Here is a 23,471-nt window from a genome sequence, read left to right as displayed (position 1 = left end):
TGTTGGAAGTTCCGTCAGCCTTGTCATTACCGGAGCATCATGGCGGCTCGCTTCACGGATTCGATGAGTCTTTCGACGTCGGACGAGGTGTTGTAAGCGGCAAACGAGGCGCGGGTGGTGCCGGTGATGCCGAAGCGGGCCATCAGCGGCTGGCAGCAGTGGTGGCCGGTGCGGACGGCGACACCCATCTGGTCGATGAGGGTGCCGAGGTCGTAGTGGTGGATCCCCTTGATGGCAAAGGAAAGCGCGCCGGCTCGGTCGTCGGGGCCGTAGAAGTGGATGCCGTCGATGACGGAGAGGCCTTCGGCAGCCTGGTGGATCAAGCGATCTTCGTGGGTGTGGATATTCTCGATGCCGAGTTCGTTGACGAAATCGAGTGCGGCAGCGAGGGCGATGGCGCCTTCGATGTTGGGGGTGCCGGCTTCGTATTTGAAGGGAAGCTCGTTGTAGGTCGTTTTTTCAAAGGTGACTTCCTTGATCATTTCACCACCGCCGCGCCAGGGGGGGAGGGATTCCAGGAGAGCGCGACGTCCCCAAAGTACGCCGATTCCCGTAGGTCCGTAAACCTTGTGACCCGAGAAGGCGAGGAAGTCGGCTCCGAGCTTTCGGACGTCGATGGCGAGATGCGGGACGGCCTGGGCGGCATCGATAACCACGATGGCTCCAGCGGCTTTGGCAGCGGCCGTCATTTCGGCGACGGGATTGACGGTGCCGAAGGCATTCGAAACCCAGGTCAGGGAAAGGACTCGAGTTCTGTGGGTGAGCAGCGATTTGAAGGCTTCCTGATCGAGGACGCCGTGTTCGTCGCAGGGGATGACTTTCAAGGTGGCCCCGCTGCGTTCGCAGAGCATCTGCCAGGGAACGATGTTCGAGTGGTGCTCAAGGGTGGAAATGAGGATTTCGTCCCCGGGGCCGACCTTCGCAGCGAGGATGTTGGCGACGAGGTTGACGCCGTCGGTGGTGCCCGAGGTGAAGATGACTTCATCCGCCGATTCCGAGTTGAGGTAGGCGGCGATGGTTTGGCGTGCCTTCTCGTGGGCCTCGGTGGCGGCGCGGGCGAGATGGTGGGTGCCGCGATGGATGTTTGAATTGACGGCCTCGTAGTAGTGGCGCGAGGCCTCAAGCACGACCCGGGGGCTGTGGGACGTGGCGGCGTTGTCGAGGTAGACGAGGGCTTTCCCATTCACCTCGGTGGAAAGGATGGGGAACTCGTGGCGGAGCGTTTCCGGGTCAAAGGCCATGTGCAGGGAAGGGAAGGTGGGAGCGGCTTGGATGCACGCGAAAAATCACTTTGTCTCGGATGAGCGGTTCGGTGGAGAGGGGCGACCGCCGAGTCGACGGAAGGCGCCGGGGCTCATGTTTTCCATGCGACGGAACATGGCGTAGAAGCGCTCGACGCTGTGAAAGCCTGCCTCGCCCGCGATGGCGGCAACCTTCAGCCGGGAATTGAGCAGCAGGTCACGGGCGATGGCGAGCTGGCGGGAGGTGATCTCATCTTTCGGGGAGCGCCCGAGGTGTTCGCGGAAAAGCCGTTCGAGGTGTCGGCGTGAGCAGCCGAGCTTCTCGGTGACCTGGGCGACGTTCACGCCGCTTGAGATCTGCTCGCGGATGAGTTCGAGGGCACGGGCAACGAGCGGGTTTTCGACGGCGAGGACGTCGGTGGAAAAGCGCTCACCGATGGTGCCGGGCGAAATGATGCGATGCTCGGCGGGCTCACCGGCAAGCATCTTGTCAAGGATTCCCATCAGCTCGAAGCCGAGCCGTTGCCAGGGGATGCGGACGGAGGAGAGCTGCGGTTGGCTGAGGGAGCAGACGAGCGGGTCGTCATTCACGCCGAGAACCGCGACGTCGCGCGGGACATCGATTCCGGAAGTGGCGCAGGCCTCAATGAGCGCACGGCCGAGCGGGTCGTGGGCGGCGAGGATGCCGCAGGGCTTTGGAATCGCGTTGAGCCAATTCAGCAGCTCGGGCGTGGGAGCGGGCCAGTAGTCGTTGTACCGATCGTGGCCGGGACGACGGTCGATGAAGGTGGTGAGATCGTGCCCCTCGGCGATCAGGGATTCACGCATGCCGGCGAGGCGCTGCTCGGACCACTGCGATTCAATGCCGAAAAAGCCGAAATGCTGGAGCCGTTTGTCGGAAAAGAACTGGGCAGCCTGTTGGCCGACCTGGTGGTCATTGACGTCGACCCAGCCGAGCTCGGGGCGATCCTTGAAATCGTAGTGGACGGTGACTTTCGGCAGGTCGAGATCGAGGAGTTCGTCGGTGATGCCGGGCATGTGCTCGAGGATCATGCCGGCGGGCTCCCACTCGCGGAACATGGCGAGAAGCTGCTGGGTATCGTGTCGCGGATCGAGCTGCCAGACGCTGGTGTTAGGACGACCATAGCGCACAATTCCCGGGACGTAGCGACGCACGCTGACCGCGGAAAGCACGGCGACAATGCGAGTTGGTGGACCGGTGGGATGGCTGGACATCTTGGAGAAACTAGACCGCATATTCGCTGGCCGCACTGTTAAAATACGGCATGGGTGGCAGACTGGCCGAGTGGGGGTTTATGGACCAAGAAGGATAGGATCCCCCGTCGCCAAGGCTATGGCGGGACAGGTGGGTAGGATTTTGGAATCATTGTCCAGGGCATCTACATTTGGATCTGGATCGCTGATTGAAGAAGTAGCAAACCGCAGATGGACGGGATGGACGCAGATTGAAGGAACGGTGGTCTCAGCTGGGCTAGCAAAGCTCTTGGCATTCTTCTAGGAATTCAGAATCTAATCTTCTTCATCTGCGTCCATCCCGTCCATCTGCGGTTGAAAAATTCCTCATGTAGATCCTCTGAATCATCATCCTATCGATCCTATCCATCTTGGTCCGATTCTTCAGTGACTTGAGAAAGGTCGCGCTGGGCGCAAAAAAAAAGGCCGGGCTTGTGGCCCGGCCTTCTTTTGAAAAGCGATCTTCGATCCGCCCCGATTACATGCCGGGGAGTTCGATGAAGCCTTCGAGCTTCCGGATACGGGTGGGGTGACGCATTTTCCGCAGGGCCTTGGCTTCGATCTGACGAATCCGCTCGCGGGTCACCTGGAACTGACGGCCGACTTCTTCAAGCGTGCGGCTGTAGCCGTCCTTGAGACCAAAGCGCTGTTCGAGCACTTCGCGTTCGCGCTCTGTTAGGGTGCAGAGCACGTCGCCGATCTTTTCCTTGAGCATGGCGAAGCCAGCTTCTTCCATCGGGTTTTCGGCGGCCTTGTCTTCGATGAAGTCACCGAAGGAAGTGTCGTCCGAGTCACCCACAGGTGCCTGAAGCGAGATTGGCTGCTGGGCCATCTTGAGGACGGCGCGGACACGCTCGACGGGAAGGTGAATTTCCTCAGCGATTTCTTCCGGCGAAGGCTCACGACCGTATTCCTGAACGAGCTGCTTCTGCACGCGCATCAGCTTGTTGATCGTCTCGATCATGTGAACCGGGATACGGATGGTCCGTGCCTGGTCGGCGATCGAGCGGGTGATCGCCTGACGAATCCACCAGGTGGCGTAGGTCGAGAATTTGTAACCGCGACGGTATTCGAATTTTTCCACCGCCTTCATGAGACCCATGTTTCCTTCCTGAATGAGGTCGAGGAAAGAGAGACCACGGTTGGTGTATTTCTTGGCGATCGAAATGACGAGACGCAGGTTGGCTTCAACCATCTCGGTCTTGGCTTTGAGCGCTTCCTTGAGCCAGTGACGGAGCTGCCGGTTGGTGACATCGAAGTCATCTTCGGTGTGCCAGGCGAGCTGCTGGATTTCGCGGAGCTTGGTCTCGAATTCCTTGTCGTCCGGGTTGCTCTTCACCTTGCGGCCGTACTTCCAGAACTTGCTTTGATAGTCCTCGACCTGTTCGCAGAAGTCTTCCGTGACCTTCTGTTTGAAGTAGAAGCGGATGTACGTGCGGTGAAGGGTCTGGAGGTTCTTCTCGAAATTCTCCTGAAGCTTCTTCTTCCCGCGCGGTGCTTTGGACGAGAGCTGACGGAAGATGTTTTCGTTCTCGGCGTGGAGCTGCTTGAGCTGATCGCAGAGCTTCGGCAGGGTCTTCATGTAGCGTTCGCGTGACTCGATTTTCTTGTCGAGGATCACCCGGTCGAAGCGCTCCTTGCCCTTGGTGAGCTTGTCGGCGAGTTCGAGGTAGCTGTCTGCCACGAAGCCGAAGAGATGAAGCTGCTTGGAGACTTCGATCTCGGCATCTTCGATGCGCTTGGAAATTTCCACTTCCTGCTCACGGGTGAGCAGCGGAACCTGACCCATCTGCTTGAGATACATGCGGACGGGGTCGTCGAGAATGTCGAGCTTCTGATCCTTGGTCTCCTCCGGCTCGTCGTCGCTGTCTTCCTTCTTCTTGTCCTTGAAGCGGTCGACTTCCGAGGCGTCGATGATGTCGAACTCCATGTCACGGAGCTGCTGCATGATGGCCTCGACGTCGGATGGTTCGACGAGATCGTTCGGCAGGATCTCGTTGATGTCGTCGTAAGTGAGGTATTCCTGCTCCTTGGCGAGCTTGATCAGTTCGCGGATCTTTTCCTGGATTTCAGGAGTATCGATGCGGCGCTTCTTTTCGCCCTTTTTGATAGGAGCGTCGGCTTCAGCGGCTTTGCTCTCAGATTTGCCAGGAGCCTTTTTGGCGTCGGACTTATTCGAAACGGCAGCTTTCTTGGCTGGGCTTGCCTTTTTCTCTGGATCGGCCTTGGTCGTGGCTTTGGCGGCTGGTTTTTTCTTTGTCGCAGTCTTCTTCGCAGGGGCCTTGGCCTTTTCTGTAGGAGTGGCCTTGGCCTTTGGGGTTGCCGTCTTTTTGGCGGAAGCTTTCTTGGTGGACATATGAAAAATAGGCGGAGATTGGCGGGGTCGGGACAGACCTCACCCATTAGTGGGCCAAGCGACCTGAGGTCGCGAGGCGGGCGGGACGATTTATGCGTTCCCCTTGGTCGTCAAGGTTTTCTTTATTCCTTTCTTATTCCTTGGAGCCGTAGTTTTTCCATGGCTTCTGCGGCTTTTTGCGGCGGGCATTCGGCGCGAATCGGTCCGTGGTAATCGCGCGGTTGGTAAGTGATCCGAGGAGGTCGGCGATTTCCTTGGCGCGCTGGAGAAGCTGGAGTTGCTTCTCAAATGCGATGTTTGGCTCGGCGAGGGCGGCTTTGATCGAAGCGTCTTCGCGTTCGAGAGCAAGGGCACTGGCTTCCGCAAGTGCCTGATGGCTGGCTTCCAGCGGGTTCTCGGGAAGGGCGATGGAAAAGGTGGCGTCGGAGTGCAGGGCGAGGCGCTCGGATTCCGGAAGGCTGGCAATGAAGCTGTTGACCGAGGCCGGGTTGTCGGACTCGCTGCGCTCGGTGAGGATTTTTTGGAGAATGGGGACGCCCTCAAGTTGGTCAGCGATCTCATGGAGGGTCTCAAACTGCTCAGATAAAAACTGGCGAACTTCAAACGAATGAAGGGATAGGGCGCAAAGATAACCCATGGTGGGGTCGAGTGGAGCAGGTTCTACCGACTGGGTTGATTCTTGTTCGTCGTTGTTCCTTCGTTCGAAGCGTCTAGATTTAGGTCGTTTCGATTCTTTGATTACGGCCTCGAATAGTTCAGGACGCCCAATTCGGAGTCTAGTCGCCACGTGATCAATCATTGAACCGCGAATTACTGAATCGGGAAATAGGGAAATCAATTCAGCACATTCCTTTGCAAATTCTGATCTGCCTTCTGGCGAATTCAAATCACTAGATGACTTTTTCTTGTCGATTATGAAATCAAAGAAAGTGGGAGATTTTTCGATTAGCTCTTTGAATGCATCCACACCGTTTCGTTGCATGAACGAATCGGGATCTTCTCCCGCTGGCATTTGAACCGCTGTAACGGTTATTGAACCGGCAATTAATTCACGGAAAGAACGTTCGACTGCTGTGAAGCCAGCGCTATCAGCGTCAAAGCAAAGAAGTGCGCGTTTGGTGTAACGGCCGATGATTTTTGCGTGATTGGCTGTAAATGCAGTGCCTAGTGGGGCTATAGCATTGCTGATTCCTTGTTCGTGACAGGCAATCGCATCGATCTGGCCTTCGCAAATGAGCACGGACTTGGCGTCGAGAATCCCTTTGCGGGCACGGTCGAGGCCGAAGAGGACGTTCGACTTCTTGAAAAGCGCGGTCTCGGGGGAGTTGATGTATTTCCCCGAACGTGGATCCTCGCGCAGCTGGCGTCCGGAGAAGGCGATGACGTCGCCGTGGTCGTTGCGCACCGGGAACATCAGGCGGTCGCGGAAGCGCAGGTAGAGCCCACCGGTTTCACGTTGGATGGCGAGGCCGGAGTTGCAGAGGTCGCGGCCGCGCAGGCCTTTTTCCCGTGCCCAATCGAGAAAGACCTTCGGGGTGTCCGGGGCCCAACCAACTTCCCAGCGCTCGGCCATTTCCTTGCCGAAGCCACGCGACTTCAAGTAATCGCGCGCGTGAGCGGCGGCCGGGGACCTGAGCAGCAGTTCGTGGAAAAAGCGGGAGGCTTCGCGTTGGAGGTCAAGCAGGCGGCCACGGTCGCGGCGGGCGCGCTCTTCTTTTGGGTCGATGGCTTGCTCGACAATCGTGATCCCAGATTTTCCGGCGAGTCTTTTGACCGCATCGACGAAGGTCAGGCCCTCGTAGTCGCGGACGAAGGTCAGGGCGTCGCCGCTTTTCTTGCAGCCGAAGCAGTGGAAGAACTGTCGGGCGGGATCGATGCTGAACGAGGGGGTCTTCTCGTTGTGGAAAGGGCAGTTGCAAACGTAGCGCGTGCCAGCGCGCTTGACCGGGATGTACGAGCCGATCAGGTCCACGATATCCGTGGCGGCGAGGACCTGTTCGACGGTTTCCCGGGGGATTTGTGACACGCCGAGTGATGTAGGCGGCGAGAGGAAAGATCCAAGGCCAAAGGTGAAAATGCGCGGCTCGACGAAAACTGCTTGCGCCAGAATTTTGCGAGCTGAGGGAATAAGGGTAAGGCTGCGAGGCTCTTATTTACCGCAATCCCGTATCATCATGAAAATCGTCAAAAAGAACACCCGAGGTGAAACCCGCGAACTGTTGCTGAAGGAGTATTTCCTCAACGCTTACCTGATCGCGATGCTGAAGAGGGTGGGCGAAGAAGCCGGGAATTTCCGTCGCCGGGGTCAGGAGGCTCGTCCACAGTCGGAATTGGAGCCTGCGCCGGTCAGGGTGCGGTGACTCGGCGGAAACCAGGAATTGCGTCGATCGGGATTTTCCCATAGCTTGGTCCTAATGGAGTATGTCCGGACCTTGGAGACGGCACTTGGTTGGCTCGAGTTGGGGCTTCCCGAGGATACCCTTCGTGAACTCCAATCGCTGAATGCCCGCGACCGGATGCGGAGGGAGGCTCTGGAAATGAAGCTCTCTGCGGAGATGCAGGCCCAGCGCTGGAATGCCGGAGCCGATACCGGCCGCTTGCTCTGTTTGCGCGAACCGCAGGAGCCCCGGTTTTTCATCAATGCGGCCTTTTGCCTGCACGAAACCGGCGACACCCTTGCCGCCCGAAATTGCCTGATGACGGGACCTTCGGAGCTGATAGAGGATCCTTTGTTTCACTATAATATCGCCTGCTACCACGCGGTGCTTGGTGAGCAAAGCCAGGCGAAAACCCACCTGGATCGGGCCATTTCGATGGATGATTCCTTTCGCGCGATGGCCGACAAGGATCGGGATTTGGCGAGTTTGAAGTAGGAATGGCAAGCGGGGTTGGCTTCTCGGAGATCTTGGCTTAGCCTTATCGAGCGCTTGCGCGGGATCAGCCGAGGTGGCTTTCGCGATGGCATGTTTCCTGCGGTCATCCCGCCAATCCCCCCATTTTTCCTGACGATTATTTTCGATGCATCAACCAGTCCAAACTCCCACTGCCAAAGAAAGCTGTCTGTCGCTGAATCGTATTTTGCCGCGCTTGCGGAACTCCTTTCCTGAAGAAGTGGGATCCGCGGATTGGCAGGCATTCGAGGATCGACTCGATGACCACTTTCCGCAGTTGTTCGATTTGTTGTGGCGAATCTACGGGCCGAGTTACGACTTCTTCTTCCATATCGAGGCGATCCTCCAGACGGCAGTCCAATCGTGGCTCGATCGGCCGGCTGACCTGAAAAGTCTCGATGCGATTCGTGAAGGCCACCCGCACTGGTATCAGTCGAACCGCCTGGTCGGGGCGATGGCCTACGTCGATCTCTTCGCGGACAATCTCGAGGGGATCAAGGAGCGCATCGGATACTTGAAGGAGTTGGGCGTGAGCTACCTTCACCTGATGCCGCTTTTCAAAAGCCCCGAGGGGGACGACGACGGTGGCTACGCGATCAGCAGTTATCGTGAGCTTGATCCGGGCATCGGAACGATGGACGAACTGCGGGATCTGTCATCGGAGCTTCGCCAACAGGGAATGAGCCTGGTGTTAGATTTCGTGTTCAATCACACTTCCGACGAGCACGAGTGGGCCCAGAATGCTTTCCAAGGGGACGAGGAATACATGGCTTACTACCGGATGTTTCCGAATCGCACCGAGCCGGATGAGTATGAGCGGACCTTGCGGCCGATCTTTCCCGATGCTCATCCGGGATCATTCACCTATCGCACCTCGATGGGGAAGTGGATCTGGACGACCTTCAACAACTTCCAGTGGGACCTGAACTATGAGAATCCATCGGTCTTCAATGCGATGGCGGGCGAGATGCTCTTTCTCGCCAATGCGGGTGTCGAAATGCTGCGCATGGATGCGGTGCCGTTCTTGTGGAAGGAGAAGGGGACTTCATGCGAGAATCTGGAAAAAGCGCACTTGTTGATTCAGGCCTTCAATACGGTCGCTCGGATCGCCGCTCCGGCCCTGGTCTTCAAGTCGGAGGCGATCGTGGCACCAGACGAAATCAAGAAGTACGTCTCGGAGAAGGAGTGTCACCTTTCCTACAATCCACCGCTCATGGTGCAGTTGTGGAATTCGATCGCGACACGCGACGCGAGGGTTCTTTCGCACTGTTTGCAGAAGCGTTTCCAGCTGCCGGATGGTTGTTCGTGGGTGAACTACGTTCGATGCCACGACGACATTGGGTGGGGCTTTGAAGATCGGGATTTTCACGAACTCGGAATGAATCCGGCAGACCATCGCTGGTTCCTCAATCGATTCTTTTCGGGTGCCGAAGAAGGGAGTTTTGCTCGGGGATGCCTGTTCCAGCACAATCCCGTGACTGGCGATGCACGGATTTGCGGCACCGCGGCGTCGCTCTGCGGTCTCGAGAAAGCGATCGCGGAGGAAGATGAGCATGGCATCGATTTTGCGATCAAGAGGATCCTTCTTCTGCATAGCATTCTGTTCACGGTCGGGGGCATTCCGCTGATCTATCTGGGCGATGAGATCGGGCAGCTGAACGATCATTCATACCATGCCGATCCCGGTAAGGATGGTGACGATCGATGGATGCATCGTCCGAAGTTTGACTGGGAGCGGGCGGAGAAGAGAAAGGATCCGGAAAGCATCGAAGGACGCATCTTCAATGGCATCCTCAAGCTATCGCAAATCCGGATGAACAATCAGGCATTCCACGAGTGCACGACGGAGTTTGTGGATGCGGAAAATCATCACGTCTTCGGGTATTTCCGGACCTACAACGGTCAGAGCATCCTCTGTCTTGCGAATTTCTCCGAGCATCCGCAGGACCTTTCGGCAAAGCGATTGCGTCAGCTCGGCATGCGGAAGACGTTTACGGACATCATTGCCGGAAAGAGTATCGTGGCGACGGAGAAGCTGTCGCTCGAGCCCTTGCAGTTCGTGGCCTTGTTGTAACGCTCATGGAAGAGACGCCGGAAAAGGAGGATACCCGTTGTTTCCGCTGCGGTGCGCCGACAGATATTCAAATGGGCGAAGTTTGGATTTGCGAAACGTGCTACCAGGTGCGCTCCGCGTGCTGCACGGAGTTTGAGGATGATGATCCGCCGCGAGATTCGGAGGAGCGGCCATGAAAAGGCGATCCCGAAGGACCGCCTTGTGATTGAAATGCCCGACGAGGATCAACCCAGGGCCTGATCGATGTCGGCGAGAATGTCGTCGATGTGCTCGATGCCGATCGAAAGTCGGACGAGTTCCGGAGTGATGCCGCCGGCGAGTTGCTGCTCGGCAGTGAGCTGGCTGTGGGTCGTGCTGGCCGGATGGATGGCGAGGGTTTTGGCGTCGCCGAGGTTGGCGAGGTGGGAAATCATCTTCAGGGAATCGATGAACTTCGCGCCTTCACTTGCACCACCTTTGATGCCGAACACGACGACTGATCCGCCGAGCCCCTTGAGATAGCTTTGGCTCTTGGCGTATTCCGAGTCGCCTTCGAGACCGGGGAAACGCACCCACTCGACTTTCGGATGGGCCTTGAGGTGCTTGGCGACAGCGAGCGAGTTTTCGCAATGACGCTGCATGCGGAGGGGAAGGGTCTCAATGCCTTGGAGGAGGAACCATGAATTGTCAGGGCCGATGCAGGCGCCGAGGTTCCGCAGCGGCACGGTGCGCATGCGCAGGATGTAGGCGAGCGGGGCGAGCATGTCCGGAAGATCATGACCCCAGCGGAGACCGTGGTAGGAGTCGTCCGGATTGTCGAAAAGCGGGTGCTTGCCGCCAGCCCAGTTGAACTTTCCGGAATCGATGACCACACCGCCAAGTCCGGCTCCGTGACCGCCGAGCCACTTTGTTAGAGAGTGGATGACGATGTCCGCGCCGTGGTCGAGAGGGCGGGTGAGGAAAGGGGTCGAACATGTGGCATCAACAATCAGCGGAAGTCCGTTGGCGTGCGCGATGTCGGCGACGGCCTTCAGGTCGGTGATTTCAAGCGCCGGGTTGGAAATGGTTTCGCAGAAATACGCTCGTGTTTTGTCGTCGGTGGCTTTCGCGAAATTTTCCGGTTCATTCGAGTCGACGAAGCGGACTTCGATGCCGAGAGCCGGGAGGATGGAGGCGAACTGGGTGTAGGTGCCGCCGTAGAGGTTCTGGGCTGAGACGATGTTGTCGCCGGCCTGGGCGAGGTTGATGATTGAGTTGAAAATGGCGGCGGTGCCGGAGGAATGGCCGAGTCCACCCATTTCAGGAGCGCCTTCGAGCAGGGCGACACGCTTTTCGAGGACGTCGGTGGTCGGGTTCTGGAGACGGGAGTAGATGTTGCCGAGTTCTTTGAGGGCGAAGAGGTTGGCCGCGTGCTCGGTGCTGTTGAATTGGAACGCGGAAGTGCGGTAAACGGGAACGGCACAGGAATTCGTGGCAGAGTCAGGCTTGTGACCGCCGTGGACGCAGAGGGTTTCGAGTTTCATAACGGCGGTTAGTCAATAGCGGGAAGTCCGGCGATGGAACTTGAAAGTTCGATGGAGGCGACGAAGCTCATCGGCGTGATGAATGTGAAAGAGCTTCGGATTGGCATTGTTGGAGTGGGGCGGATGGGCGCGAATATGGCGCGTCGCTTGAAGGACTGTGGCTATCAGGTGGCGGTCGTGCAGGATGTGGCGACGGATCTGGCGAAAAGCTTGGCAGAGGAGCTTGGTTGCGAGGCGGCCGGCAGTCCTGCAGAGGTGACGGCGGGCGCGGATTTGATTTTGACGGTGGTCACGGACGAGGCCGCGATGCGTGGAATCTTCTCTGAAGACGGATTGCTCAAAGGAGCGGAGGGCCGGATTTTCCTGAACTGTGCAACGGTGAGTCCCTCGGTGCATGAGGACGTGGCGGCAGCATGTGAGGCGGCGGGTGCCAAGGCGCTTGAGGCGTGCATGGCATCAAGCATCACCCAGGCTCGTGAGGGCACGCTCTATCTCATGATTGGCGGAGATAAAGAAGTCTTCGATCAGGTCGAACCGCTGCTCAACGAGCTATCGAGCTCGCTGCGCTACGTTGGTGGCACAGGACAGGCAGCGAAGGTCAAGGCACTGGTCAACATGGTCATGAACATCAACACGGCGGGACTCGCTGAAGGCTTGGGTCTTGGCTCGGCGCTGGGGCTTGACCTGCAAATGCTCAAGGAGGTCTTTTCTCAAACAGGTGCGAATTCGCGAGTATTGGAAACCGATGGCGACGACATGATCATCCGCGATCACGATTGCTTTTTCTCTGCATCCCACGCGGCGAAGGACAGCGGAATTGCCAATGCATTGGCCGCGGAAGCCGGAGTGGCGGTGCCGCTTTCTGATTCCACGGAGAAACAGTACCGGAAGCTCATCGAGTTGGGTCGCGGTGAGTTGGACAAGTCGGCCGTGGCAGAACTGACCTTTCCGGGTCGCAGCGAAGATTGAGTGATGGAACTTCCAAATTTTAAAAACCGCCACGGCGAGAGGATCAACAGCGCGTTTCACCCAGGCAAACGCGAGGACTTGTTAGTGGTTCTCGGCCATGGCGTGACGGGAAACATGGACCGGCCCTTGATGGTCGCCGTGGCCGAGCAGCTTTCGCAAGCGGGCTGGCCATGTTTGAGGATCTCGTTTTCGGGAAATGGCGAGTCCGAGGGCAAGTTCGAGGACTCGACGGTTTCCAAGGAATGCGAGGACCTGAGTGATGTGCTCGATCAGCTGCCGGACGGAGTGCGGGTGGCCTACTGCGGTCACAGCATGGGAGGCGCGGTCGGTTTGAAATCGGCAGCGGATCCCCGAATCGAAGTGCTGGTGTCGCTGGCCGGAATGGTCCGCACGGCATTGTTTTGTGAAACCGAATTCGGTGACCAGACCCCCGGAAGTGGGTTCATGTGGGACGAAAAGGACTGCCCGCTTTCGCAGGCCTTTGTCGATGACATGAAGCAGATCGGTGATCTGCTAGATGAGGCGGGCAAGCTCACGAAGCCGTATTTGCTGATTCACGGCACCGCGGATGACGTGGTGCTCCCCGCGGACAGCATCGATGCCTTTGAAGCAGCTCAGGGTCCGAAGCATCTTTTGGAGATTGATGGAGCCGAGCATTCCTTCGATGATGAGAGCTACCCCGAGTTGGTGAGCGCGATCGACGAATGGCTGTCCGAGCACCTCGAATCGTCTTCACCTCGATAGACCACATTTCCCTGAACGTAATTCCTGATCATGAAAACCAAGCTGTCCCAATTTGTCCGCTTTCTCCCTGTTGCGGTGACACTCCTCTGCGTGAGCGATGCGCAGGCTGCCGAGAAACTCAAAGCCCTGATCGTCGATGGTCAGAACAACCACGAGGTTTGGCCGAAGTCGACCATCATGATGAAGCGCTATCTCGAAGAGACCGGGCTTTTCGAGGTCGACGTCGAGCGGACGAAGTTCCTGTGGAAGGCGGGTCGCGAGAAGGATTTCCTGCCGCTGGCAGGTGCCGGGGAAGGGGAGGACAAGAAGAAGCCACAGGCCGATCCGGATTTCTCTCCGGAGTTCGACAAGTATGACGTGGTGGTCAGCAACTTCGGCTACAACGCCGCCGATTGGCCTGAGGAAACGCGGAGGAATCTCGAGAAATTCATGAAAGAGGGCGGCGGGCTGGTGGTGGTCCACGCGGCTAACAACTCGTGGGCGAAGTGGCCGGAGTTCAACAAGATGATCGGCCTTGGCGGATGGGGCGGACGCAACGAGAAGAGCGGCCCGTATGTTTACATCAATGACAAGGGCGAGGAGGTCCGGGATCCGGCACCGGGGCCATGCGGCAAGCACGGTCCGCAGAGCGAGTTCGTGGTGACGATGCGGGTGAAGGATCACCCGATCACCAAGGGCATGCCGGATTTCTGGATGCACGGTCGGGACGAGTGCTACTCGATGCTCCGCGGTCCTGCGGAAAACATGACCATTCTGGCCACCGCTGCCGACACTCCAAAGCTGAAGAATGCCGGCCGGAACGAACCGATGCTGATGGTGATCGACTACCACAAGGGTCGCGTCTTCAACACCACGCTGGGCCATGATACGCCGGCTTTCGAGAGCGTCGGTTTCATCAATACCTTCACGCGCGGCACGGAGTGGGCGGCGACCGGAAAAGTGACCATCCCGGTGGCCGACAACTTCCCGGGGCCTGATAAGCCGGTGCTCGAGAAGTTCGAGGTGAAGAAGTGAAGGTGATCTGGAAGCTGCCGCATCGCGAGATCCGCTTTCCCCGCCGCCCGCTGGTGATGGGAATTGTCAATGTGAATGACGATTCCTTCTCGGGCGACGGCACGCTTGAAATTGATGCCGCGCTGAAACTGGCGCGGCGGCAGGCGGAGCAGGGCGCGGACGTGATCGATGTCGGCGCGGAAAGCGCACGGACGAATCGTCCGGCGGTGGCGATCGAGGAGGAGGTCCGGCGGTTTTCGGAGTTTTTGGAATGTTGGGTCGAGACGATGGCGGAGGCCTTGCCGATCGATGACCAGCAGGTCTGGCCGCCGGTGCTTTCGGCGAATACCTGGCGACCTGAGGTGGTTGAACAGGTGCTGCCAATGGGCGTCGAGCTGCTCAATGACATGAGCGGTTTGCCGGATGATCGGAATGCGAAGCTGTGTGCGAAGCATGGAGCATCCCTGCTGATCATGCACTCGGTGGGTGAACCGAAGGTCCCGCATTTTCATCAGCAGTGGGCGGATGTGATGGGCTCAATGGAGCGCTTCTTCGAGGAGAAGATCGATATGGCGGTGAAGGCGGGCGTTTCGCGGGATGGCATCCTCCTCGATCCGGGAATCGATTTCGCGAAGCAGCGGGATGACAACCTGCAGGTGTATCACGAGCTGGAACGGCTCCAGAAATTCGGGCGGCCGTTGCTGGTGCCGGTGAGCCGGAAGACGGTGATTGGGGAGGTGTTAGAACTGCCCGAGCCGAGGGATCGTGATGCGGGGAGCGTGGCGTGCATCAGCGTGGCAGTGAGGCGTGGCGCGCAGATGCTGCGGGTGCACGATGTGCGCGCGGCGTGGCAAGCGGTGAAGGTGCTGGATGCGGTGGCGGGTTAGGTGGGGAGTTGGGGAGTTGGGTTTTCATCCCGGTAGGGATGTTAGATCGTAGCCCCGGGTTGAGGAGCTTGGCGACGATCACCCGGGGAATGAGTGATGAGGGGATTCGACTCCGGTAGTGGGTCGCAGAACGTGCAGGCATCTGTGGCGGGTTGAGCATGTAGCACGCCTTTCAGGGTGCGGAATATCGGAGCGGCTAACCCGGGGTATCGTCGCTTGGGCTCCTCGACCCCGGGCTGTTACCTGTAGTCCCTTTCGGGACAAAGACGTGGGAGTCGGCGATCCGGGATTAGGCTGTTAGGAGCTGCTTGTAGGTTTCCAGCGACTCGGCGTAGGTCTCCTTTTTAGAGGTGTCGGGCTCGATGCGGGAATCGGCGGCGGGTTGGCAGAACTGGGTGTTGAGGTCGGCGAGGTTCTGGCCGCAGGCGTGGGCGGCGCGGAGGGCGGCTCCGAGGGCGGCGCCGTTGGCGACGGCGAAGCGTTCCACGGGGGCTTGGAAGATGTCGGCGATGAGTTGGGCAATGCCGTTGTTTTGCGAAGCTCCACCGGTGAGACGGATCAGGGTCGGTTGCTCGCCGAGCCAGGCGGAATGCAGACGCATGTTGAGGAACTGGCCTTCCAGCAAGGCGCGGACCTGGACTTCGGCAGGGGCGTCGACAGGGAAATTGCGGACGGGGGCGCTGAAGTCGCGCCGCGGGGTGATCTCCGGGCCGTAGAAGGGAAGCATCACGCGGCCTTCATTGCCGGCGGGTGTTTTGGCGAGACCGGCGACATCGAAGTCGTCCCAGCCCAGGCCGAGTTCATCGCGCAGGGCTTCGCGGGAGAGCGAGCCGTTGCGGAAGCAGATCAGCGACATGAAGCCACCGGCGGGATTTCCAAAGACATGACCGAATCCCTGAGGGTCGGTGACGGCATTCGACATCGCGGCGAAGAAGGTGTCGCTGGTGCCGAGCGAGATGACGAAGGTTCCGGGCTCGGTCGCGCCCATGCCGACGAGCGATGATGGGTTGTCGCCAGTGGAGAGAGCGACATCGCAATTACTAGAGAAGCCGTACTTGTCGACGAAGTAGTTCGAGATCTTTCCGGTGATCGATGCGGAAGGTTTGGCGCGGGGGAGTTTGTCGCGCAGGTTGGGCGCGGTGGCTTCGAGGAGATCGGGATCCCAGCTGAGGGTGTGGACGTTGAGCAGGTTCATGCCGGCGCCGTCGCCGTGGTCGATGTCGATCGACTTGCCGGCCATGATCGATCCGATCAACGAGGAGACGAGGTGGATGGTGCCGGTGTTCTCGTAGGCTTCGGGGTCCTGCTTGAAGAAGCGGCGGATCTGCGGGCCGGTGAAGCGCTCGATGGCGATCGAGCCGGAGAGCTTGCAGACCTCCTCATTTCCGCCGACGGCGGCAGCGATCTCGGCGCACTCCGGGCCGCTGGCGGTGTCCATCCAAATCGGCGCGGTGGCGCGGGTCAGGGCGGGGGCGAGTTGTTCCTTGAGCGACTTTTCGGGGGCAAGGGTGCTGAGCCGCTGGACGAGGGTATTGTCGAAGTAGACCGAGCCGTGCTGCTGGCCGGAGGCGGCGAGCGCGGTGATCTGCGACAGGTCGAAGCTTTCCGCAACGCGGGAAAAAAGCAGGTCGATGGCCTCGATCCACATCAGGGGATCGGCGTGGACTTCCCCATCGGCACCGCCGGGAATGAATCCGCTGGGTGACTGGTAAGCGGGGAGGTCGGCGCCGAAATTGATCGAGGTTTCGTGAACGACGGAGCCACTCGCGGGATCAATGACGAGGGCGGAAAGGGACTGGGTGGACGAGTCGAGACCGAGGAACATGCCGGGAGACTCCCGCTTCACGAATGATGAGGCCAGACGGAAGCTTGGCAGCTTGGCCCATTAGCAGGCCAAACTGCTGTCGAAATGCGGTGAAGGCCTCTTATTTCGATGGGTAGCCCTTCGTGAGCTTTCCTGCGAGCAGTCTTGCGTCGTGCTCTGCGAGGGGTTGGGGGCGTTTGTCGTCGATGACAATGACGGCACTCGATTGCCAGACGACCTTGTCGGTCTTGGCCTCAGAGATGAGGAAACGGACGCTGGTTTTGGTGTTGTCGGTCAGGTATCCGGTGCCGCCGAGCCACTGGGAGGCGGAATCATCGGGCTCATAATAGGGAGGATAGATGGCGGCGCTATCAACGGTCGGCGAGGTGCCGATCGGGCTCACTCCTGCCATTCTCAGACCACTGGCGTAGACGATCAGATCGGACTTTCCTTGGCCGACCAATGTCAGGCCACGGCGCTTCAAAATGCTGTCGACTTCACTCTTGAAGGCGTCGCGAAGGGCGGCTTCATCGTCGGTCAGATCGCCGGCAGTCTTGCGGTCGAGAGGTGCCCACTCGTAGGTGTTGTAGGCGGCGTAGTTGACTCCTGCGACGGGTTTGACGTCGACCTGCATCGAGGTGTCGCTGCAGGAATTCAACGCAAGGGCGGTGGCGGCGGCGAGAAAGAGGAATGTTGTTTTCATGAACAAACCGAAGCTATGAACGACATCTGGGAATGGCCAATACAAAGTGGGTGTCCTCACCGGTCATTCAGAGCGCTGGGGGACCGTCGTTGCGGGAGGCTCGCGCGCTCGCCGTGTCGATCGGTCGGGCGGGGTGATGGTCGGCTTGTGGCGTTTGTCCTTGCCCCCTAGGGGATCATCGGGAGAATCCGCGCCCCCGCAGGCGGGTCCGCTCTATGAATCCATCATCCACTTTCCAGGAAATCGGCGCTTGGCTCGATCAATACGAGTCCTTCGCCCTGCTCAGTCATGTCCGTCCGGATGGTGATGCGATCGGTTCGCAAATTGCGCTCGGCTTTGCGCTGGAGGCGGCGGGGAAGAAGGTCCGTCTGATCAATGAAGACGGACTCCCTGACAACTTGGCATTCATGGCCGGGGCGGATCGGATCGAAACACCACCGGCCGAGCCGCTCGAGGTCGACGTGGTGATCGCGCTCGATACTGCGACCAAGCCACGACTTGGAGCGAAGGTGCTCGACGCCGTGGGCCACTGCGAGCGCTGGATCAACATCGACCATCACAAATCCAATCCAGGATACGGCAATCTGAATCACATCGATGACAGCAGTCCGGCGACCGGACAGATTCTCTATAATCTGATCCAAGCTCTCAAGCTGCCGATGCCCGACGAGACCCGCGATGCGATCTACGTGGCGGTCTCGACGGATACCGGATCATTTCAATATCCCGGAACGACGGCGGCGACTTATGAAATGGCTGCCGACCTCACCCGCAAGGGGCTTGATGTGGGGAAAATCAACTCGCTGACCTACGACAATCACCCGATGCGTCGCGTTGAGTTGATGCGTTCGCTTCTCAATACACTCGAAGTGAAGGCGGACGGCCGTCTTGCTCACTGGGAGCTGACATGGGAAACGGTCGAGCGTCTCGATCTCAAGCCTGAGGACAGCGAAGGACTGATTGATATCGTGCGTGCGATCCAGGGGGTGATCGTCGCGGTGTTCTTTGAGGAGCTTCACGACGGGAAGATCCGGGTTTCGATGCGTTCGAAAGATCGCCGGATCGATGCCTGCAAGGTGTGCATGGAATTCGGCGGTGGTGGCCACTCGCTGGCGGCGGGTATCCGCATGGCTGGGCCACTTTCCGATGCGAAAGAAAAAGTTTTGGCCGCGGTTGAACGCGAGCTGGCGACCCTTTGATTTAGATTATTATTATGAGCAGACCCAATCCTGCATCCGGAGTTCCCAGTGGCGTGCTACTGGTGGACAAAGCGCCCGACATGACTTCGCACGACGTCGTCGCCATTGCACGCCGTGCCCTCGGCACCAAAAAGATCGGCCACTGTGGCACGCTGGACCCCATGGCCACCGGCCTGCTGATGCTGGTGGTTGAGCGTGCGACCAAGATCCAGGACCTGCTGATGAGCGAGGATAAGGAGTATGATGGCACTTTGACGCTCGGAGCGACGACTTCGACGCAGGACCGCCAGGGTGAAGTGCTTGAGGAAAGGGAAGTCGCTGCGTTTTCAGCGGAAGACATCGATGCGGCATTCGCTGAGTTCACCGGGAATTTCGAGCAGATCCCGCCGATGGTATCGGCCATCAAGAAGGACGGCGTGCCGCTCTACAAGCTGGCCCGCAAGGGGCAGGAAGTGAAGCGTGACCCGCGTCCGGTGGAAGTGACGAAGTACGAGATCTCTCGTATTGAGCTTCCGGAAGTGGATTTCAAGGTCTTCTGCTCGAAGGGTTTCTACGTCCGGACCTACGCCCACGACATCGGAGCGAAGCTTGGATGCGGTGCTCACCTCAGCGCCCTGCGCCGGGTGAGAAGCGGCCGCTTTGTGCTCGATCGCGCGGTCACCGTCGATGAACTCAAGAACGGTGATCGCGAAGAGCTTTTCAAGGCGATGGTCAGCCTCGCCGAGATCTCGCTGATGCGCGGAGCGTGATTTGAGTCCTTCATCCGTCTTGGCAAGCGGGGCGGATGAAGCCAGCATTCTGGCCGGATGAGTGAGAATCCCTATCAAGCTCCAACGGTCAGTGAAGTGGCAGCCCCAGCGGAGGCACTACCCGAGGTGGTGCAAATTCGGCAGGCCCACCTGAGGCACGAAGCCTCTCTCAAGGGGATGGGAAGTTTGTTTTTTCTCGGAGGAGTCCTGGTGATTATCAGCCTCTTGCCTCTTTTGACGATTCCGTTTGCGGGCGAGTTTCATGGGGTTGGATGGGCAGAGGTTCTGATCATCATGATGTTGATCACGGCCTGTGTCGTTCAGTTTGTGGCATGGTCGGGGCTCCGCAGGCTACGTCCGTGGTCTACGGTTCCGGCGGCAATTCTTTCCGCGTTGGGACTGCTTGCGATCGGTCTCGGAACGATCATCAGCATCTACTTCCTCTACATTTTGTTTTGTAAGAAAGGTCGCTTCATCCTGTCTCCCGCCTACCAGGAGATCGTCGCGCAGACGCCGGGGATGAAATACAAGACACCGCTCTGGAACTGGATTGTGTTAGGGGTGATTGTGCTTCTTGCCATCGCGGGAGTGGTCTATGCGGTCTACTATACTACGCCCTACTGAGATCGTGCTGAGACTTGATTCCATCTCCAAGCTGAAGGACTTCGAGGCCCCGGTGCATCTCGCGCTGGGGGTCTTCGACGGGGTGCACCTCGGTCATCAGGAAGTGATCGGACGCGCGGTCTCCGCAGCCCGGGAGCAGGGCGGATTGGCGGGGGTGCTGACTTTTGATCCCTATCCGCTGAGAGTGCTGGCGCCGGAGAAAGCGCCAAAGCGTCTGCTGGCATCGCTCGATCACAAGGCGCGCTTGCTGGAACCTCTCGGTGTGGATTTTCTCTTGGCGCTGCCATTCGACCAGGAGCGGGCGCAGGTGGCGGCGGAGGATTTTGTGGCCGAGCTTGTGGCGGCGGGAACGCAGACGATTTCAGCAGGCGAGGACTGGCGCTTCGGTCATCGCCGGGCGGGCGATCGCAATCTCCTCGGGCGACTGGCGGACGAAATGGGGTTTCGCTTCGAGGCCGTTTCGCCGGTGATGATGGAAGGAGAGCGAATCAGCAGCACGCGGGTGAGGCAGGCAATCCGAGACGGAAATCTGGCGGCGGCCCGTGAAATGCTCGGTCGGGCATACACCGTGGCGGGGAAAGTCGTGGAAGGTCGCAAACTCGGTCGGCAGCTCGGATTTCCAACCGCAAACCTCGATCGAGGTGAGGAACAGTACCCTCCCGATGGCGTTTGGGCGGTGCGTGGGACGGTAAAAGGGCAGCTTCGCGACGGTGTTGCGAATCTCGGCTTGCGGCCGACGGTGGACGGACAGTCCCGAATTCTGGAAGTGCACTTTTTCGACGAAGTCGGCGATCTGTATGGGGAACTCGTTGATGTCGAGTTTGTTCGCTATCTTCGCGATGAGCAGAAATTCGCCAATCTTGAGGATTTAAAAGCCCAGTTAGGGAAGGATGTGGAGCTCGGACGGCGGGTGCTTCGGGGAGGGGAGTAAAAGCGGACACAATTTCGGGATTTTCGGCTTACCCTCCGGCTCTGGCCTCCCTATAAGCCCTTGCAAAACCGCATGCTTTTGACTGATTTACCGACCTCCCGTCGATCCCTGAGGGCCGCACTTCTCGCGATTGCGCCTCTCTGTGTATTGGCTGCACCCCTTGCCGCGCAAAGCGGGCACTCGGATTTGGCTCAGGCTGAGTTGCAGCGCCGTTCGGCCGCCGCATCCGAAGCCCATGAGCTTTTGAAATCGGGTGACGAAGCCTATGAGGCCGCCCGCTACGAAGAGGCAGCGACTGCTTATCGTGGAGCGCTGGACCTTCTTCCTGCCGGTGCTCCGGCAATTAGCGAGCTGCGCCGTGAGGCGGTGGAGCGCTACGCCCAGGCTTCCATCGAAGTGGCGCGCAAGCAACGCCGACTTGGCGATGTGGAAGGAGCCGAGACGACCATCAACCAGGTGCTGGTGGACGAGATTGCCCCCCAGCATCCGGGCGCGACGGAGACGCTCGAATGGATCAATGATCCGATTCGCACCAATCCTTCAGGAACCAAAGAGCATACCCGGGACATCGAAGAGGTGCGTCAACTGCTCTACAGTGCCGAAGGTGCCTACAATCTCGGCAAGTTTGATCAGGCGAAGATGGTCTATGAGGACGTGCTGAAGGTTGACCCCTACAATGTCGCGGCACGGCGTGGGATGGAGAAAGTCACGGCGGCGCAGACGGATTACTACCGTGCCGCCCGCGACGAGGCTCGCTCGAGCATGCTGGCGGATGTCGCTGAAGGCTGGGAACTCAAGGTCAATGACATCGATGAGATGGGAACCGACTTCGATCCTCTGATCGAAGGAGGCCAAGGGGTGAACATCGCGACCAAGCTGCAGAATTTGGTCATTCCCATGATTTTCCTCGAGGATGTGACCATCCAGGAGGCGATGGATTACTTGCGGCAGCAGTCCGTCGCGCTCGATACCTCAGAACTGGACCCGACTCAGAAGGGAATCAACATGGTTCTGGATCTGGGTTCGCCGGACTCCGAGGTCGGAAGATCCATCCGCGAGATCCGCTTCAATCTCAACCTGAGAAACGTTCCCTTTAACACCGCGCTCGATTACATCACTGAGGCGACAAAAACGGTCGCGGTGACGCAACCCTACGCGTTGGTGATTCGTCCTGCGGGGTCGGATGCGACCGACATGCTCCTCAAGTCGTACCGTGTGCCGCCCGATTTCCTGACTGCCGGTTCTTCCGGTGGAGGTGGAAGCGACGTTGCTTCGAACGACCCTTTTGCTGAGCCCTCTGACGATGGGCTGATTGCCAAGAAGTTGTCAGCGCGCGAGATTCTTGAAACCCGAGGCGTGTCCTTTCCTGAAGGTGCCACCGCCATGTTCAATTCGGGAAACAGCACTTTGCGGGTCCGGAATACGGCCGTGAATCATTCAATCGTCGAACAGATCGTGGAGGCGATGGCCAACACCGAACCGACGCACGTGATCGTCGAAATCAAGATGATCAAGACGCAGAAGAAGCGTCTCGAGGAATTGAGCTTCGATTGGCTACTCAGCGACTTCGGTCTCGGTGGTAACGGGATTGTTCCTGGTATCGACAGCACCTATCTAACTGGCGGAACCCAGGGCAATGGGGGAGATCTGAGCGATGTGGCCCTTCCTCCCGGTCAGTTTTCCGGTAATCCGATCACCGCCGGCAATCGCAGCGGATCGGAGGCGATCGGTGCGAACGCAATCGATGAACTGATCCTGGCGGGAAGCACCGGCGGTGGCCGGACCACTGCCAGGGCTCCAGGTGCACTGTGGGTCAATGGCGTGATCAACGATGGCAACGTTACGATGTTGATGCGGGGTCTCGACCAAAAGACTGGAGTTGATCTCGCGGCAGTACCATCCGTCGTGACACGTAGTGGACAGGCAGCGTCGATTCGTGTGACGCAGGAATTGACCTATCCCACCGAATACGAGCCCCCCGAATTGCCAAACTCCGTCGGTGGCGGAGGCACCGTCGATCTCGGAACAGGAGCGGTCACTCCGGATGCCGCTGGCGTGTCGCCGGTGACCCCTGCGACCCCGACGTCCTTTGAAATGCGGGAAACGGGCATCGTCATGGAGGTGCTACCGACCGTGAGTCAGAACAAGAGATACGTCGACATCACCCTGGCTCCGAACATCACGGACTTCGACGGCTTTCTGAACTATGGAAGTCCGATCAATTCATCGGCTCCCGGAGGCTTGGGCGGCTTCGGCGTCCCCGTCGAAGTGGAGATCACCCCGAACCGCATTCTGATGCCGGTGTTTTCCGTCATGAAGACGGGAACCTCGCTGACGGTTGCCGACGGTCAGACGATCGTCATCGGTGGTTTGATGCAGGAGAAGACCCAGAAGGTTGAGGACAAGACTCCAATCCTTGGAGATATCCCGGTGTTTGGTCGTCTGTTCCAGAGTCAGGCTTACTCACCGGTTCAAACAGCGATTGTTTTCTTCGTCACGGTGACGGTCGTGGATGCAGCGGGTCGTCCATTCAATCCATAAGGCGACTTC

At 58.7% G+C, this 23,471-nt stretch carries 19 protein-coding genes; 12 read left to right on the top strand and 7 right to left on the bottom strand.

Going from position 1 to position 23,471, the window contains the following annotated elements:
- Positions 1-26 precede the first annotated feature (26 nt).
- From ACFQY0_RS08410 to dnaG, 4 genes are all read right to left on the bottom strand, one after another.
- Positions 27-1,241 carry an aminotransferase class V-fold PLP-dependent enzyme gene (locus tag ACFQY0_RS08410; RefSeq protein ID WP_379711284.1) on the bottom strand — a complete coding sequence of 405 codons (1,215 nt, stop codon included), beginning with the start codon at positions 1,239-1,241 and terminating at the stop codon, positions 27-29.
- A 45-nt stretch (positions 1,242-1,286) separates the two neighbouring features.
- Complete coding sequence (locus ACFQY0_RS08405) at positions 1,287-2,477, bottom strand: AraC family transcriptional regulator (protein ID WP_379711282.1); 1,191 nt, start codon at positions 2,475-2,477, stop codon at positions 1,287-1,289.
- A gap of 496 nt (positions 2,478-2,973) precedes the next feature.
- Entirely contained in the window at positions 2,974-4,851 is a 1,878-nt protein-coding gene (gene rpoD / locus ACFQY0_RS08400; RefSeq protein ID WP_379711280.1) for an RNA polymerase sigma factor RpoD, read from the bottom strand.
- A 133-nt stretch (positions 4,852-4,984) separates the two neighbouring features.
- Positions 4,985-6,823 carry a DNA primase gene (dnaG, locus tag ACFQY0_RS08395; protein WP_379711496.1) on the bottom strand — a complete coding sequence of 613 codons (1,839 nt, stop codon included), beginning with the start codon at positions 6,821-6,823 and terminating at the stop codon, positions 4,985-4,987.
- Between the two features lie 202 nt (positions 6,824-7,025).
- Between dnaG and ACFQY0_RS08390 the strand changes: the two genes are divergently transcribed.
- The 3 genes from ACFQY0_RS08390 to ACFQY0_RS08380 all read left to right on the top strand — a co-directional run bounded on the left by ACFQY0_RS08390 (position 7,026) and on the right by ACFQY0_RS08380 (position 9,816).
- Positions 7,026-7,211, top strand: a complete 186-nt coding sequence (locus ACFQY0_RS08390; RefSeq protein ID WP_379711278.1) for a hypothetical protein — start codon at positions 7,026-7,028, stop codon at positions 7,209-7,211.
- Between the two features lie 54 nt (positions 7,212-7,265).
- On the top strand, positions 7,266-7,724 hold the full coding sequence (locus ACFQY0_RS08385; RefSeq protein WP_379711277.1) for a tetratricopeptide repeat protein: 459 nt from the start codon (positions 7,266-7,268) through the stop codon (positions 7,722-7,724).
- A 214-nt stretch (positions 7,725-7,938) separates the two neighbouring features.
- The gene (locus ACFQY0_RS08380; protein ID WP_379711275.1) at positions 7,939-9,816 is read left to right on the top strand and encodes an alpha-amylase family glycosyl hydrolase; all 1,878 of its coding nucleotides are present in this window, start codon (positions 7,939-7,941) and stop codon (positions 9,814-9,816) included.
- A gap of 224 nt (positions 9,817-10,040) precedes the next feature.
- On the opposite strand, the gene ACFQY0_RS08375 is transcribed toward ACFQY0_RS08380, so the two are convergent.
- Positions 10,041-11,318, bottom strand: coding sequence for an O-acetylhomoserine aminocarboxypropyltransferase/cysteine synthase family protein (locus ACFQY0_RS08375; protein ID WP_379711274.1), 1,278 nt, complete (start codon positions 11,316-11,318; stop codon positions 10,041-10,043).
- 78 nt (positions 11,319-11,396) lie between these two features.
- Between ACFQY0_RS08375 and ACFQY0_RS08370 the strand changes: the two genes are divergently transcribed.
- From ACFQY0_RS08370 to folP, 4 genes are read left to right on the top strand one after another with little or no spacing between them, the layout of a single operon-like run.
- Positions 11,397-12,287 (top strand): NAD(P)-dependent oxidoreductase, encoded by an 891-nt coding sequence (locus tag ACFQY0_RS08370; protein WP_379711494.1) that lies wholly within the window; start codon positions 11,397-11,399, stop codon positions 12,285-12,287.
- Positions 12,288-12,290: 3 nt separating this feature from the next.
- Positions 12,291-13,031 carry an alpha/beta hydrolase gene (locus tag ACFQY0_RS08365; RefSeq protein ID WP_379711272.1) on the top strand — a complete coding sequence of 247 codons (741 nt, stop codon included), beginning with the start codon at positions 12,291-12,293 and terminating at the stop codon, positions 13,029-13,031.
- A 30-nt stretch (positions 13,032-13,061) separates the two neighbouring features.
- Complete coding sequence (locus ACFQY0_RS08360) at positions 13,062-14,045, top strand: ThuA domain-containing protein (protein ID WP_379711271.1); 984 nt, start codon at positions 13,062-13,064, stop codon at positions 14,043-14,045.
- Positions 14,042-14,911 carry a dihydropteroate synthase gene (gene folP / locus ACFQY0_RS08355; protein ID WP_379711269.1) on the top strand — a complete coding sequence of 290 codons (870 nt, stop codon included), beginning with the start codon at positions 14,042-14,044 and terminating at the stop codon, positions 14,909-14,911. Before ACFQY0_RS08360 ends, folP begins: the two co-directional genes overlap by 4 nt.
- Before the next feature lie 289 nt (positions 14,912-15,200).
- Here the strand turns inward: folP and ACFQY0_RS08350 are convergent, their stop codons facing one another.
- Positions 15,201-16,757 carry a xylulokinase gene (locus tag ACFQY0_RS08350; protein ID WP_379711267.1) on the bottom strand — a complete coding sequence of 519 codons (1,557 nt, stop codon included), beginning with the start codon at positions 16,755-16,757 and terminating at the stop codon, positions 15,201-15,203.
- Between the two features lie 79 nt (positions 16,758-16,836).
- The gene (locus ACFQY0_RS08345) at positions 16,837-17,418 is read right to left on the bottom strand and encodes a DUF4136 domain-containing protein (protein ID WP_379711266.1); all 582 of its coding nucleotides are present in this window, start codon (positions 17,416-17,418) and stop codon (positions 16,837-16,839) included.
- A 215-nt stretch (positions 17,419-17,633) separates the two neighbouring features.
- Between ACFQY0_RS08345 and ACFQY0_RS08340 the strand changes: the two genes are divergently transcribed.
- From ACFQY0_RS08340 to ACFQY0_RS08320, 5 genes are all read left to right on the top strand, one after another.
- A complete protein-coding gene (locus tag ACFQY0_RS08340) occupies positions 17,634-18,617 on the top strand; it encodes a DHH family phosphoesterase (RefSeq protein WP_379711265.1) in 984 nt (327 codons plus the stop codon).
- Between the two features lie 14 nt (positions 18,618-18,631).
- Complete coding sequence (gene truB / locus ACFQY0_RS08335) at positions 18,632-19,366, top strand: tRNA pseudouridine(55) synthase TruB (protein WP_379711264.1); 735 nt, start codon at positions 18,632-18,634, stop codon at positions 19,364-19,366.
- Between the two features lie 57 nt (positions 19,367-19,423).
- Positions 19,424-19,990, top strand: a complete 567-nt coding sequence (locus ACFQY0_RS08330) for a hypothetical protein (protein ID WP_379711263.1) — start codon at positions 19,424-19,426, stop codon at positions 19,988-19,990.
- Positions 19,991-19,994: 4 nt separating this feature from the next.
- A complete protein-coding gene (locus ACFQY0_RS08325; protein WP_379711262.1) occupies positions 19,995-20,921 on the top strand; it encodes a bifunctional riboflavin kinase/FAD synthetase in 927 nt (308 codons plus the stop codon).
- A gap of 72 nt (positions 20,922-20,993) precedes the next feature.
- Positions 20,994-23,462, top strand: coding sequence for an Amuc_1098 family type IV pilus outer membrane protein (locus ACFQY0_RS08320; protein WP_379711261.1), 2,469 nt, complete (start codon positions 20,994-20,996; stop codon positions 23,460-23,462).
- Positions 23,463-23,471: the final 9 nt, after the last annotated feature.

The sequence above is a fragment of the Haloferula chungangensis genome, from assembly GCF_042664875.1.
Taxonomy (GTDB): domain Bacteria; phylum Verrucomicrobiota; class Verrucomicrobiia; order Verrucomicrobiales; family Akkermansiaceae; genus Haloferula; species Haloferula chungangensis.
Note: the sequence above shows the minus strand (reverse complement) of the source record. Positions and strands in the feature narration are given on the sequence as shown.

What these genes read in the sequence shown, in the direction of transcription:
- ACFQY0_RS08410 (WP_379711284.1), bottom strand. Translation starts at nt 1,241, where the DNA reads ATGGCCTTTGACCCGGAAACGCTCCGCCACGAGTTCCCCATCCTTTCC.
- ACFQY0_RS08405 (WP_379711282.1), bottom strand. Translation starts at nt 2,477, where the DNA reads ATGTCCAGCCATCCCACCGGTCCACCAACTCGCATTGTCGCCGTGCTT.
- rpoD (WP_379711280.1), bottom strand. Translation starts at nt 4,851, where the DNA reads ATGTCCACCAAGAAAGCTTCCGCCAAAAAGACGGCAACCCCAAAGGCC.
- ACFQY0_RS08390 (WP_379711278.1), top strand. Translation starts at nt 7,026, where the DNA reads ATGAAAATCGTCAAAAAGAACACCCGAGGTGAAACCCGCGAACTGTTG.
- ACFQY0_RS08385 (WP_379711277.1), top strand. Translation starts at nt 7,266, where the DNA reads ATGGAGTATGTCCGGACCTTGGAGACGGCACTTGGTTGGCTCGAGTTG.
- ACFQY0_RS08375 (WP_379711274.1), bottom strand. Translation starts at nt 11,318, where the DNA reads ATGAAACTCGAAACCCTCTGCGTCCACGGCGGTCACAAGCCTGACTCT.
- ACFQY0_RS08370 (WP_379711494.1), top strand. Translation starts at nt 11,397, where the DNA reads ATGAATGTGAAAGAGCTTCGGATTGGCATTGTTGGAGTGGGGCGGATG.
- ACFQY0_RS08365 (WP_379711272.1), top strand. Translation starts at nt 12,291, where the DNA reads ATGGAACTTCCAAATTTTAAAAACCGCCACGGCGAGAGGATCAACAGC.
- ACFQY0_RS08360 (WP_379711271.1), top strand. Translation starts at nt 13,062, where the DNA reads ATGAAAACCAAGCTGTCCCAATTTGTCCGCTTTCTCCCTGTTGCGGTG.
- ACFQY0_RS08345 (WP_379711266.1), bottom strand. Translation starts at nt 17,418, where the DNA reads ATGAAAACAACATTCCTCTTTCTCGCCGCCGCCACCGCCCTTGCGTTG.
- ACFQY0_RS08340 (WP_379711265.1), top strand. Translation starts at nt 17,634, where the DNA reads ATGAATCCATCATCCACTTTCCAGGAAATCGGCGCTTGGCTCGATCAA.
- truB (WP_379711264.1), top strand. Translation starts at nt 18,632, where the DNA reads ATGAGCAGACCCAATCCTGCATCCGGAGTTCCCAGTGGCGTGCTACTG.
- ACFQY0_RS08330 (WP_379711263.1), top strand. Translation starts at nt 19,424, where the DNA reads ATGAGTGAGAATCCCTATCAAGCTCCAACGGTCAGTGAAGTGGCAGCC.
- ACFQY0_RS08320 (WP_379711261.1), top strand. Translation starts at nt 20,994, where the DNA reads ATGCTTTTGACTGATTTACCGACCTCCCGTCGATCCCTGAGGGCCGCA.